The 12,351-nt window shown below is 68.1% G+C and carries 11 protein-coding genes and 1 pseudogene; 4 read left to right on the forward strand and 8 right to left on the reverse strand.

Translation table 11 applies throughout. The features are described 5' to 3' along the window. Positions 1 to 89 precede the first annotated feature (89 nt). The 3 genes from IEY91_RS02845 to IEY91_RS02855 form a co-directional block, all read right to left on the reverse strand. A complete protein-coding gene (locus tag IEY91_RS02845; protein WP_229696641.1) occupies positions 90 to 1,157 on the reverse strand; it encodes a BMP family lipoprotein in 1,068 nt (355 codons plus the stop codon). Between the two features lie 257 nt (positions 1,158 to 1,414). Further along, on the reverse strand, positions 1,415 to 2,671 hold the full coding sequence (locus IEY91_RS02850; protein ID WP_164328244.1) for an amidohydrolase: 1,257 nt from the start codon (positions 2,669 to 2,671) through the stop codon (positions 1,415 to 1,417). A gap of 433 nt (positions 2,672 to 3,104) precedes the next feature. Further along, complete coding sequence (locus tag IEY91_RS02855) at positions 3,105 to 3,719, reverse strand: hypothetical protein (RefSeq protein WP_189172654.1); 615 nt, start codon at positions 3,717 to 3,719, stop codon at positions 3,105 to 3,107. A 380-nt stretch (positions 3,720 to 4,099) separates the two neighbouring features. Between IEY91_RS02855 and IEY91_RS02860 the strand changes: the two genes are divergently transcribed. Then, a complete protein-coding gene (locus tag IEY91_RS02860) occupies positions 4,100 to 6,382 on the forward strand; it encodes a glycosyltransferase (RefSeq protein WP_189172655.1) in 2,283 nt (760 codons plus the stop codon). 16 nt (positions 6,383 to 6,398) lie between these two features. Here the strand turns inward: IEY91_RS02860 and IEY91_RS02865 are convergent, their stop codons facing one another. The 4 genes from IEY91_RS02865 to IEY91_RS02880 all read right to left on the reverse strand — a co-directional run bounded on the left by IEY91_RS02865 (position 6,399) and on the right by IEY91_RS02880 (position 9,551). Next, the gene (locus IEY91_RS02865) at positions 6,399 to 6,962 is read right to left on the reverse strand and encodes a hypothetical protein (protein WP_189172656.1); all 564 of its coding nucleotides are present in this window, start codon (positions 6,960 to 6,962) and stop codon (positions 6,399 to 6,401) included. 374 nt (positions 6,963 to 7,336) lie between these two features. Next, positions 7,337 to 7,846 carry an SUKH-3 domain-containing protein gene (locus IEY91_RS02870; RefSeq protein WP_189172657.1) on the reverse strand — a complete coding sequence of 170 codons (510 nt, stop codon included), beginning with the start codon at positions 7,844 to 7,846 and terminating at the stop codon, positions 7,337 to 7,339. A gap of 512 nt (positions 7,847 to 8,358) precedes the next feature. Then, positions 8,359 to 8,829 carry an NUDIX domain-containing protein gene (locus tag IEY91_RS02875; RefSeq protein WP_189172658.1) on the reverse strand — a complete coding sequence of 157 codons (471 nt, stop codon included), beginning with the start codon at positions 8,827 to 8,829 and terminating at the stop codon, positions 8,359 to 8,361. A 2-nt stretch (positions 8,830 to 8,831) separates the two neighbouring features. Then, positions 8,832 to 9,551: a helix-turn-helix domain-containing protein gene (locus IEY91_RS02880; protein WP_189172795.1), complete on the reverse strand. Its 720-nt coding sequence runs from the start codon at positions 9,549 to 9,551 to the stop codon at positions 8,832 to 8,834. 272 nt (positions 9,552 to 9,823) lie between these two features. On the opposite strand from IEY91_RS02880, the gene IEY91_RS41525 reads away from it, so the two are divergent. Next, the gene (locus IEY91_RS41525) at positions 9,824 to 10,075 is read left to right on the forward strand and encodes a hypothetical protein (RefSeq protein ID WP_229696642.1); all 252 of its coding nucleotides are present in this window, start codon (positions 9,824 to 9,826) and stop codon (positions 10,073 to 10,075) included. Beyond that, positions 10,063 to 10,308, forward strand: coding sequence for a DUF7848 domain-containing protein (locus IEY91_RS02885; RefSeq protein ID WP_189172659.1), 246 nt, complete (start codon positions 10,063 to 10,065; stop codon positions 10,306 to 10,308). Before IEY91_RS41525 ends, IEY91_RS02885 begins: the two co-directional genes overlap by 13 nt. Before the next feature lie 569 nt (positions 10,309 to 10,877). On the opposite strand, the gene IEY91_RS02890 is transcribed toward IEY91_RS02885, so the two are convergent. Next, positions 10,878 to 11,531 (reverse strand): GntR family transcriptional regulator, encoded by a 654-nt coding sequence (locus IEY91_RS02890; protein WP_229696643.1) that lies wholly within the window; start codon positions 11,529 to 11,531, stop codon positions 10,878 to 10,880. Positions 11,532 to 11,663: 132 nt separating this feature from the next. On the opposite strand from IEY91_RS02890, the pseudogene IEY91_RS02895 reads away from it, so the two are divergent. After that, positions 11,664 to 11,876, forward strand: a pseudogene (locus tag IEY91_RS02895) (site-specific integrase); the annotation flags it as partial. Positions 11,877 to 12,351: the final 475 nt, after the last annotated feature.

The raw sequence follows: 12,351 nt of genomic DNA on the forward strand, positions 1-12,351 counted from the left end.
CGGGGCGCAACGGGTTATACGTACGACGCCTCCGCGGGTGTCCGACGCCGTTATACGTACGACGTCGGACACACCACACAAAACCCGGATCAAGGCCGGGTCTTGACCTCCACCTTGCCGCTGATGATGTCCTTCTTGGCCTGCTCGACGGCGGCCACTACGTCCTTCATGTCCTTGTACGCGGGGTTGGAGTCGGAGAAGCCGACCCGCCCCGATTTGAGGTCGTACCGCTGGGTGCCGGTCATGGGCTTTCCGTCGACGACGGACTTCGTGAGGTCGTACACCGCACCGCCTACGTCCTTGAGGGCCGAGCCGAGAATGTACTTCTTGTACTTGGCGAGGGCCTTCTGCTCGTACTGGTCGGAGTCGACGCCGATCGCCCACACCTTCTGCGACCCGGCTTCCTGGATCACGCCCTGGCCGGAGAGCCCGGCCGCGTGGTAGAGCACGTCGGCCCCGGCTTCGAGCTGGCCGCTCGCGGCGTCCTGGCCCTTGTCGGGGCTGGCGAACCCGCCCTCCTCCGGCTTCTCCGTCAAATACCGCTTCTCGATTTTGATCTTCGGGTCGACCGACTTCACGCCCTGCACGAACCCGGCCTCGAATTTGTGGATGATCGGGATGTCCACGCCGCCGATGAATCCGACGTGTTTGACCTTGGTCGCCTTCGCGGCGGCGACGCCTGCGAGATACGAGCCCTGCTCCTCGTGGAATACGAGATCGGCCACGTTCTCGGCCTTGACGGTGTTGTCGTCGACGATCCCGAAGGTGGTCTTCGGGTACTTCTTCGCCACTTCCTGAATGGCGGGCGCGTAGATGAAGCCGACCCCGATCACCGGGTTGTAGCCCTGCCGGGCGAGCTGCTCGATGCGCTGGGTCTTGTCGGCGCTGGACTCGCCGTCGCCGGGCTCCATGTCCACGCCGCCGATCTTGAAGTCCTTGCGGGCGCGCTCGTAGCCGGTGAACGCGGCGTCGTTGAAGGACTGGTCGCCCTGGCCGCCGATGTCGTACGCGAGGCCTATGCCCTTGGCGTCGTACTCGCCGGAACTGCTGTTGCCCTTGCCGCCGTCGCCGTCGTCCTTGGCGGCGTCGCTGCTGGTCTCACCGCACGCGGTGGCCAGGAGCGCGAGGGCGGCCACTGCCACGAACAGGCGGGCCACTGGTTTCTCTGGACGTACTGGAAGCACTGGACGCACCCCTTACGTTCCCCAACGCACCGTGGTGGGCGCTGATTTCGGCGCACATTAACGCGCGTAGAAAGGGAGGGGAACGGGTTCGGCCATGGCCGTTATCGATTCGTGGCGGATCATGGAGGAACGCATTACGCCCGCGTAAGCCGGGTTACACGGGCGTAAAAACGGGGTGGTGGATACGGGGTGGTGGATACAGGGGGCTGGATACGGGGTGCCGGCTTCCGTCAGGCGGAGCGGGTGGCGGCGTCGAGGAGGGCGGCGGCGGTGAAGAGCTCGACGCCGACGGTGATGGCGTGCTCGTCGGCGTCGAAGTCGCCCTGGTGCAGATCGCGTACGCCGCGCTCGCCCGGGGTGCGGACGCCGAGGCGGGCCATGGCGCCCGGCACGTGCTCCAGGTACCAGGAGAAGTCCTCGCCGCCTAGGCTCTGTTCGGTGTCCTCGACGGAGTCGTGGCCACGGCGGGCGGTCATGGCGTCCCGCAGCAGGTCCGTCACGCCCGGCTCGTTGACCACGGGCGGGACGCCGCGGACGTAGTTGACCACCGACTTGGCGCGGTAGAGGTCGGCGATCTCCTGGATGGCGCCGTGCACGACGTCGGGTGCCTGCCGCCAGGCGCCGATGTCGAGGCAGCGGACGGTGCCGGAGAGCTCGGCGTGCTGCGGGATGACGTTGCACGCGTGGCCGGCCTCGACGCGGCCCCAGGTGACGGAGAGCCCGGAGCGGGCGTCGACGCGGCGGGACACCAGGGCGGGTACCTCGGTGACGACCTTGGCGACGGCCGAGACCAGGTCGGTCGTCAGGTGCGGGCGCGCGGTGTGGCCGCCGGGGCCGTCGAGGGCGACCTCCAGGCGGTCGCAGGCGGACGTGATGGGCCCGTGCCGCAGGCCGATGCGGCCCGCGTCCACGCGGGGGTCGCAGTGCACGGCGATGATGCGGCCGACGCCGTCGAGCACGCCGAACTCGACGGCGTCCGCGGCACCGCCCGGCAGGACCTCCTCGGCAGGCTGGAAGATCAGCCGCACGGGCTGCGGGAGCAGACCGCTCTTCGCCAGCTCGGCGAGGACGAGCCCGGCGCCGAGGAGGACGGTGGTGTGCACGTCGTGGCCGCAGGCGTGGGCGCGGTCGGGGACGGTGGAGCGGTAGGGCACGCCCGTCTTGGTGTCGGGGATGGGGAGGGCGTCGATGTCGGCGCGGAAGGCGAGGACGGGGCGGGCGGGGGTGTCGTCACCGGTGCCCGGTTTGCCCCCGATGTCACAGACGAGTCCGGTCCCGGAGCCGAGTACGCGGGGCGCGAGCCCTGCGCGCTCCAGGCGGGCCTTGAGGGCCGCGGTGGTGCGGAACTCCTGGTTGCCCAGCTCGGGGTGCATGTGCAAGTCGCGGCGGAAGGCGATGAGTTCGGCGCGCAGCGCTTCGGGCAGCGCGCCGGGCAGCTCTCCGGGAGCGGACTCGGCTTCTGACTCGGCTTCTGACTCGCGGGACATCAATTGGTTCACCCTGTGAAGGGTAGGGCGATGCACGGGTCAACTAAGCCTCGATCAACAAAAGTTCAGCCAGATTGAGGTAAGAAAGCTGGCCCGCGTGCGCATGTCTGACTGGTACGGCGGGTATGAAATTGGGTTACCTTCCGCTTGCGGAGGGGCATCTCCCCTGGTCAAGCGGGGGCTCCCGGAGGGGGAAGGTCATCCTCGGGGTGGAGGCCGTCTGTGAGGGCCGAAGCGCGTCCGGGTGGACGGGACAGGGCCGCGGCCGGGCCGGGGTCGAGCACGGGTTGAGCGCTCACCCGTTGTAGTGGGCGACAATCTCCACGATAACCCCTGATAGGGGGATATCGGCATGGCGGGCCCAGAGGCGCTGCGCCCCCTGAGCCCGACCGACTCCCGGCTACTTCCCTGCCGCTCCCTTGCCGCTCCCCGGCTACTTCCCGGCGAACTTCCAGACGTACGGGTCCTTGTCCTCCTCGCCCCAGTGGACCTCCAGGCTCTTCGAGCCCTTGGGCACCAGGTACGTCTCGCAGAGGACGTGGCTCTCGCCCGTCTTCCAGCCCTCGATCCCCAGCGGGTCGTCGCAGCCCGCGGCGTCCTCGGAGGCGCCGATGACCAGTCCGCCGCGGCGGCCGTCCGCCCAGATCTCGGTCTCGTCGGCCGCGTCCGGGGTCTCGGTCACGGCGGCGCCGGCCTTGTGCGTGAACTTCAGGTGGGCGACGGCCGGGACCATGCCCTTGGCCTTCTTCGGGTCCTGCACCAGCTTCTTGGTGTCGGCCTCGGTGCCCACGTCGACCTTCTGCGCGACGACGTCGTACGTGACCTTGGCGTCGCCCTCCTCCACCTTGCCGGTGGCGCTCTCCCCCGCGGCGAGCGCACCCCCCGCCTCGGGCGCGGCGGTCTTGGAGGCGGCCGCCTCCGGCTTCGACTTGCCATCGGACTTGCCGGACTTGCCGGAGTCGTCGTCACCGCCGCCGCACGCGGTGAGGGCGAGCGCGAGCACGGCGGCGGGCACGCCGAACCGCAGGACGTTCTTTCGATACAGCAAAGTGAACTCCTGTAAAGGACATCTGAGGGATCGCCACCATATGAGGCGGCCACAGCGGGAGTCCAGGCAGTTCCACTGAGCGAAACGCACATCGCACTTGACGGTCGCAAACACTTACAGATGAGGTGAGTTGCGACAGATGCAACGGAAGCGGGGCGCTGCGGCGGCGGCGCGGGCGGTCGCGCAGGCAGTCGCGCAGGCAGTCGCGCGGGCAGTGGCACAGGCAGTCGCGCGGGCGGTGGCACAGGAGACCGAATTACCCCCATTTCTTCCCACCGTTGACACCCCATCACCCCATATGAACTAAATGCGGCCTCGTTTCCGACCGACCAACGGAAACGGGTCCGTCGCGCTGTCGTTTTTCTTGGGGGGCACCACAGGTGAAGGTCGCATTTCTGCTGCACAACGCGTACGGCATCGGCGGCACCATCCGGTCCACGGCGAATCTCTCGGCGGCGCTTGCCGTACGGCACGACGTGGAGGTGATGAGCGTCCACAAGGTCGCTGAGGAGACGTCGTTGCCCTTCGACCCGCGGGTGCGCCTGCGGTCCCTCATCGACATGCGCGAGGACAGCCCTTCGTACGAAGGAGCGCACGAGTTGACCGCCACCGGGAACAGCATGTTCCCCGAGAAGGGCGTGGACTTCGGGCGGCTGCGCTACACCGCGCTGCACGACCGGCGCATCGCCGCGTACCTGGAACAGACCGACGCCGACGTGGTCATAGCCACGCGCCCGATCCTCAACGGCTATTTGGCCCGGCACGGACAGCGGCGCAGCCGCCGCGGCGGCCATCTCCGCATCGGCCAGGAGCACTTGTCGTACGACGCGCACAGCGACCAGCTCCGCACGGACCAGAACGCCGCGATCGCCGCCGGCCTGGACGCCTTCGTCACCGTGTCGGAGGCGGACGCGGCGCTCTACAGGGCCGCGCTCCCGGACGTGCGCGCCCGCCTCCTCTGCATACCCAACGGCGTGACCGTCCCCGCCGTCGAACCGTCCCCCTTGAACTCCAAGCTGATCGTGGCGGCGGGCCGGCTGGTGGCCGTGAAGCGGTACGACCGCCTGATCAACGCCTTCGCCAAGGTGTCCGCCGAACACCCAGACTGGACCCTGCGCATCTACGGCCGCGGCCCGGAGGCACCCCGGCTCCGCCGCCAGATCGACGAACTCGGCCTCTACAACCAGGCGTTCCTCATGGGCCCGGCCGCCCCCATCGAGACCGAGTGGGCCAAGGGCGCCGTCGCGGCGGTCTCCTCCGACATGGAGTCGTTCGGCATGACGATCGTCGAGGCGATGCACTGCGGCGTCCCGGTCGTCGCGACGGACTGCCCGCACGGCCCGGCCGAGATCATCTCGCACGGCGAGGACGGTGTGCTGGTGCCGCTGTCCGGCGGGGTGGACGCGTACGCGTCGGCGCTGTCGTCGTTGATCGCGGACGCGGGGTTGCGGGCGCGCCTTGGCGCGGCGGCGCGGGCGAAGGCGGCGACGTACGCGCCCTCGGAGATCGCGGACCGCTATGAGGAGCTGATCGGTGAGCTGGCGGACGGGGCCTGGTCGGACAAGAAGGGCGGCGCCCAAGGGTCTCGGGCCCGCCGAACCTCTACGTCCGGGAGCCGCCGAACCCCCACCTCCGGGAGCCGCCGAACCTCCGCCCCCCAGGGCCGCCGCACCACCGAGCAGCCCCGGGGCGGCCGCATCACCATCCGCCTGCGTGCCGCCCTGGGCAGGCCCCGCCCGCCCGCGCCGACGGCCACCACGGCACTCCCCCAGAGCCCACCGCGCCCCACCGCCTCGGCCCGGGTGACCCCCAACGGCAGCGTGGCCATCCGCCTGACCCACGGAACACTCCCCGAAGGCCCCCTGGACGTGGTCCTACGCCGCCGCAAGGACCCCGCCCACCGGGGTATCACCCTCCCCATACCACCCCCCACCCCCGTCGCACCACGAGTCGTGGAAACCATCGCCACCCTCGACCGCACGGCGGACCACACCCTCCCGGAGGGCCGCTGGGACTGCTACGTGGTCCCACGCGGCACAACCGACCGCCACCGCCTCCGAGCCGAACTGGTCGAAACAGCAGCCCTCTTGACCCTCCCCCCGGTGACCGACGAGCGCGGCGTGTCGGCCTGGATCCCCTACCCCACGTCCGACGGCTACCTGGCCCTACGCACCTGGCTGCGCCCCGCACACGCGGAGGTGGACCACATCCTGATCAGCGAAACATCGGCCACGGTGACGGCAACACTCCTGGGCACAACCCAACTCCCCCCGGAGGGAGCAACCGTCACAGCAACATCCCGCTCAACGGACCCCACCCACGACTTCACCATGCCGATACGAGTCCTGGACTCCGCGAAATTCCAGTTCACGATCCCGTACGCCGAAGCCCTGGCCCGCCGCCACACCACCGCCCCCGACCCCACCTTCTGGGACCTGCACCTCCACCTGCACCCGGCCCTCACGGCATCCCCCATCCCCATCGGCCGCGTCACAGGAGACCAGGTCGAACGCAAAAGGCCCGACACCCGCCCGTCCCGCGACCTCCCCCACCCCACCCACGGCCCGACCCGCATCAAGCCGTACTACACGGCGACGAACGACCTGGCCCTGAGCGCCCGCACCGTCCAGCCGCCGAAGCAGGGCCCCACGCCCCACCCCTGACCCCAACCCCAAGGACTCAGCGAGCCGCCTTCTCCACCTTCGCCAACTGGGCCTTGACGACCGCCGGGTCGGGCTTGGCGACTTCCCAGGGCTTCTCCAGGTTGATGGCATTGAAGGTCACGACGGTCGCGCCACTGCGCACGACGGTGAAGCTCGCCCCGGCGTTCTCCCCTTGTACGCCACCCCACATCACATACGAGACCGCCTCGTCGCCGAGCCCGCTGACGGGGCGCTCGTCCACCTCGTCGTAGGTGCCGTTGACGCTCTCGAAGCCACTGCCGCACTTCGCAAGCGCGGTCCGCAGTTGTGCAAGCACCTGCTTGGCGCCGGCCTGGTCGTGCGAGGAGAGGGCCACGACGACGCTCGTCCCCTTCGGGTCGGCGAACGTGGAGCCCTTCATGTCGACAGAGAGGGGGACGAAAGCCTTGGGAGCGGGCTTCGAGCCGTAGGCCAGCATGTTGTCCAACGGTCGGCATCGCGCGGGATCGGCGATGGAGCTGTCCTTACCCATCGCGGCCGCCAGCCCGTTGTTCATGCGCCGCACGGATCGCCCGTCCACGTCGCCGTCGGAGAGAGCCACCTCTCGCAACTCCTTGACACCGAAGCCGTTGGCCTTCGCCCCCGCGCCCGAGACATTTGCCTTCTCAGAAGCCTTGGCATCGGAACGGGATCCGTCCCCCTCCTCCGCGCCTCCCCCACCGGACCCGGCCCCGCACCCGACGACGCCCAACAGCAACGGCGCCACGACGACGATTCCCCGCCAACGGCGCCTGCCGACCCTACGTATCACCCAAGAACTCCTGATTCGTTCTCATGTTCCACAGCTTCTCGGACGCCGTCCTCAGCGCGACGAGAAGCTGCGGGCACCGCTGTGTCCGCCGCCGTTGCCGTCAGCTACTGCCGTCAGCCCGACCAGAAGCTCCCTCAGGCGATGCCCGACGCGACCGAGATTCGCTAACGGGAATCGGGCCTCGGCCAAGGATCGAGTCCCGGATCGGAGTGCAGGCAGACCAGCGGGCGATTCGCGCAGACTGCCAACTCCAAGGAGTCTTCAAAGGTGGACCCGAGCTCCCAAATCCAGCCCATACCAGCAGCAACCACCCTTCCCCCAGCCTCGACGAATACGCTTGAATAACTGAGCCATTCACCGATTGGGAAATAGTCCCCACCGAGAACACTCTCTACCTCTTCCGCTAGATCACGCTGCCCTGATCCAGCGGCGAATGGATCGAAATTGCAGGGCTCGTCATTACTGAAGTTCGGACCGACTCGATTGACCGGATCGACCGAGAGCCCTCCCAGCGCAGCGAGGATTTCTTCAGCCAATGGGTGAGCCCGGTACCCTTCACCCTCCAACGGCTTTACCCATCGACCAGCGTCAACCTTCCTTCCCGTGCTCCATCCGGACGCTACAAGCGCCTCAAGAAGATCCTCGCTGAGCGAGTCGAAGCGAATCAGGGACATCAGTCAATCTCCAGATCTTCCTGCAGTCGGCCGCAACGGCCACAGGGGTGAGCCGGTTCACCATGCCCATCCGTATTCGATGTCGGCATGGAGTTATTCCGCGTCCTTACCGTTCGCATGGTTCCACCCCTGATGGCCTCGGGTCCCTCCGCCGCCTGCGCCTGAATCAGACAATGCACCTCCGCGCACCCTCCATGGTGACCTGTCCGTTCGAGTGCATCCACCAACGGCCCTTCTGCCTGCTGGCCGTGCCTATTGCGGCCGTAGTACTTCGCGCCTGAAGGAGATGTGTACTCGGAGGCAAACTTCGCCCCAGGTTCGTTGCGAACACTGTCGGCATAGTCACCCAGGTTGCAGTTGTGCACGAGTACCGGAGTGAGCCCCGCCACCACATAGTACGTGTGCTGCGTGGCTCCATCTACCTGCTTTTATGCAGGTCAAGCGCGGTTTGCTGGTCCGGTGAAGTGCGTGGTTGTGCGGGGTTGTTGCCGTCGCTACTGCCGTCAGACGGTTCAGCCCAGGTACGGCTTTTCGCGCTGTTCCAGGAAGTGTTGGAGCCTGAGTCGTTGGGTGTGGTGCATCGGCAACTGCTCGATCTCGTCCGGCGGCACGAACCGGAGTTCGGTGGACTCATCGGAGATTGCCAGCTGGCCGCTGGTGATGCGGGCGGTGAAGCAGACGTTGAACTGGCGGCGGACGTCGCCGTCGGTGTAGGCGATGATGTGTTTCGGGTCGGTGTAGGTGCCGACCAGGCCGGTGACCTCGACGTCGAGGCCGGTCTCCTCTTTGACCTCGCGGACGGCTGTGCCTGGCAGGGAGTCGGTGAGGTCCATGCCGCCTCCGGGCAGTGCCCAGAGGTCGTTGTCGCGGCGGCGCTGGAGGAGGATGCGCCCGTGGTCGTCGGTGACGACGGCGGAAGCGGCGACGACCATGCTGTTCGGCTTGGGTGCGTTGGGGTCGTCGTAGTACTCGGTGCGGGCCACGGTCAGTCTTCCTCTCGTACGGGGGTTGCGGTCGCCCACACGGCGTCGAAGCTGTCGGCGTAGGTGTCGAACATGCCGCCTGTCTCGTGACGGCGAAGGTGCCACACGGGGGCTGCGTAGGCGTTGACGCCCCAGACGTGTGCGTTGACGAGTTGCTGGTCGTCGGCCCGGTAGAGGGAGTTGTAGAGCGTGGTGCCGTGGGTGCGGACTTCGATGCCGGGGGTGTCGGCGAGCGGCTTGTAGTGCATGAGTGCGAGGCGGCAGCGGGATTCGATGCCGTGGCCGAACCGCTCTTCCTGGCCGCGGGCTTGGACGTTGTCGCTGTCGGGGTCCCCGATCGCGATGCGGGCTGTGCAGCCTTCGGCGGCGCGTTCGGTGAGGAGTTCGTTCAGCCGCGGGTACGCCTCGTGGAGGAAGACTGCCGCGTAGACGAGGATGTCGATCCGTTCCCGGGCTTGGGCCATCAGGTCGGTGAACGTCGAGACGGGGATGTCGGCCCGCTGCTCGTAAAGCGCCACCAGTTCGGGGCTGATGGCGCGGGCGGGGCGGGCCTGGCGGAGCGCCGGCCAGAGAGCGTGCACGTCTTCTCCCAGGGCTTTGGCCGCCTGTAGGGCTGTGGCACGGCGTGGGGTGCGCCCGAGGTTCACCCAGCGCTCGACCGACTTGGGGTCGATCTCGACCTGCTGAGCAAGTGCGGCGTACGTCCAGCCTCCCGCCGCCATGACGGCTCGTAGTCTCTCGTTCGGCACGAGTCTCCCCCTTCGTCTCAGGACGGCACTAGGGACGTTCTACACGGTGCGGGACGTCCCGAAGTGAGATTTGGTGGAGGTTCCTTCGTCCCGGTGACCGGCGTGAGGATCGGTGCCGACCCTGCGGCACCAACAGGCCCGGGGGCAGCATCAACGCCGCCGAGGAGCGTCACCGTGCGAATGAGCGACACCCCATGTGTTCCTGCCCTGCGACTGGACGCCCGGTCGCGCGCCGCCTCGCCGGGGTGGTCACGATGACGGCCCCCACCCCAGATGCCGACGGGCACAGCGTCTCGCCCGATGCCGGCGCCCTGGTGGTCGACCGGCGGAGCGGCAAGGTGGGCGTGGTGATGGGGCATGTGGGGCCGTACGTGCAGCTTCGGCCACTGCGCGGTGGCCGGGAGTGGGACGTGCCGCCCGAGGACGTACGTACGCCGACTCCCATGGAGGAGTTAAGCGCGAAGGTGGCCGCGGCCAACCGGAGGTGGGGACAGTGACCCCTCGCTCGGTCCTGCGCTACGAGACCTGGACGCTCCAGCCCGACCGCGAGCCGGACGCGGAGCCGGTCCTTTACGCGATGCAGTGCGCCGTGGACGGAGAGGCCTCGCCGACAAGCGAGGACTTCGCCGAACCGCAGGACTGGGTCCTGCGGCACTGCGGCCAGAACCCGTCCCACCACACCTACCGGGAGGTCATCACCCGCCCCTGGCGGACCTGGCGCCAGACGTGACCCGCCTCGCTCGCCCAGGCGCCGCACCGCGCTGACCCACCCGTCTCCCGTCCCTGCCGGGCGAATCCGATTGAGGCTCCCCCTCCTCATCAGCCCCGGCAGGGACGGGCCCTCCGTGCGTGCCGTGCCTATGGGGGTTCTGGCCTCTGCCACAGAAAGTCAGCCACGACGGCGGGCGCGCCGACCGACCACCCGCCACGTGTGTCTCGCTCAACCCCGCACCGGCATCAGCCCAGTTGTCTCCATCGTCACGGCCCCCAGCCAGGCAGCAAGCATGGGCGTCCGGGACGGCGCGAGCCCGCCGGGCGGCCTCTCAGGTGCCCGGCCATTCTGCTGCTGGGCGGTCGGACCGGGGCTTCCGATTGGTAGTCCGGCCTACGCTCCCGGGCTCTGCTCGCCGAGCAGTCGTCGGCCGTCGCCAGCGGGGCGGCAGACAGGAGCGGGCGGCGGTCGCCGACCGCCGGCGCGCGGCGGCCCGCGTCAGCGGGGCGCCCTTGATCAAGTAAAGAAACTCTGAACAGCTCGCCTTGGGTGCCTCGTGTGCGGGCGCTCTACCGCGTGCGGTCGGTTCAGCGTCGGCGTCTGCCCTCGTTCAGCCGGTCGTGCAGGCGCTGGGCCTTGGCGGCGGTCTCTTCTGGCGTGTAGTTGCCGCTGAGACGCTTGCGTTGCTCCATGACGGCGCGCATGGCATCACGGTGGGCGGTGGCGGCTTCGAACTCGGTGCTGGCCTTGGTGAATCGTTCCTCGGCGGCGGCGAGTTCGGCGGCCACTTCATCGTCTCTCTTTCCGCTGAGCCGCACCGCTTCCTCGTCCGCACGGCGCTGAGCCGCCATTTCCTCCAACCCCTCGTTGTAGCGCTTGAGGAACTGATCGCGCGGGCTGAGCTGGCGAACGAAGACGCCCCGGCCCTGCACGGAATAGATCAGCCCCTCCTCCTTGAGGACCCGCAGGGCGTTCTGCGCGGTGGAGTTGGCGATGCCGTACTGAGCTTGCAGGTCGCGGGCGGACGGGAGCTTGGCGCCCGGCGCAAGTCGGCCGTCCTGGATCTGCTTGCGGAGTTCGTCCGCAGTCCGCCCGTACGGGGGGCGCGGATCGTCGGCAGGACTGTCGGCGGCCTGCCAACCGCGTCGGAGGTCGCCGAGACCGATGTACTCAGGATCGGACTCGCCAGGATCGACCTTGTTTTCCTCGACGGCGTCTGCCTTCGCTTCGGTGGGTGCCATCGGCTTCGGCGCTCGGACGTAGCTGCCCCGGCCCAGGACCGAGTAGATCAGCCCCTCCTCCTTGAGCAGCCGCAGGGCGTTTTGGACCGTGGAACTGGCGATGCCGAAGCGCTTTTGCAGCTCGCGCGCGGCCTAGAACAGGGCGTCGAACTCGTCGTGATCAAGGAACTCCTCGGCCATGCCCACATCGGCGTCACCGCCACCGTCTACGCCCACGTCCGACTGCGCCTCCAGCGCGACGCCATCGACCTCCTCGGCTACGCCCTCCGCAACCCCGAGGAGACCACTGGCCAGCCCGACGACGGCGACGACGACCTACCGCTCTGCGCGGTCCACGTCCGCTGACGTTGCCGTCAACTACTGCCGTCAGACCACGCTGAAGCCCCGCCAGGACGCACCTGGCGGGGCTTCAGATTTGCATGAGGGATGCCGAATCAGATCAGCCCGAGCTCGCGGACCCCACGTCGATGCCAGCCGACCGCTCATGCCCCCAAAGATCAGGCGACAATAGCGACGGCCCAACGACGGCATGAGCGCCGCTGAGATAGAGAATCCATCTCAGCTCGTCGCAGGCGAAGACTGGCTCTCCCAGGGAATCCACCCACACCTGGAGCAAATTCCCACCAAGTAGAGTCACATCCCACCATTTCCAACGCCTCTGCTTCGGCTCGAATGAGAACAGAATATCCTGCGCCGTCCACTCCTCTTCTCCACGATGCAAGGAATACCGGAGGCGGGCGTCCCTGTGCACCTCAGAGAAATCACCACCTCTAGCCCATGCCGGAAGGACATCTTCTGGAAGTTGATCCAGTTCGAAGTC

Origin of the sequence: Streptomyces lasiicapitis (genome assembly GCF_014646335.1) — a bacterium.
GTDB classification, from domain to species: Bacteria; Actinomycetota; Actinomycetes; order Streptomycetales; family Streptomycetaceae; genus Streptomyces; species Streptomyces lasiicapitis.

What these genes read in the sequence shown, in the direction of transcription:
- IEY91_RS02850 (WP_164328244.1), bottom strand. Translation starts at nt 2,671, where the DNA reads ATGTCCCGCGAGTCAGAAGCCGAGTCAGAAGCCGAGTCCGCTCCCGGA.
- IEY91_RS02870 (WP_189172657.1), bottom strand. Translation starts at nt 7,846, where the DNA reads ATGTCCCTGATTCGCTTCGACTCGCTCAGCGAGGATCTTCTTGAGGCG.
- IEY91_RS02880 (WP_189172795.1), bottom strand. Translation starts at nt 9,551, where the DNA reads ATGGCGGCGGGAGGCTGGACGTACGCCGCACTTGCTCAGCAGGTCGAG.
- IEY91_RS02890 (WP_229696643.1), bottom strand. Translation starts at nt 11,531, where the DNA reads ATGGCACCCACCGAAGCGAAGGCAGACGCCGTCGAGGAAAACAAGGTC.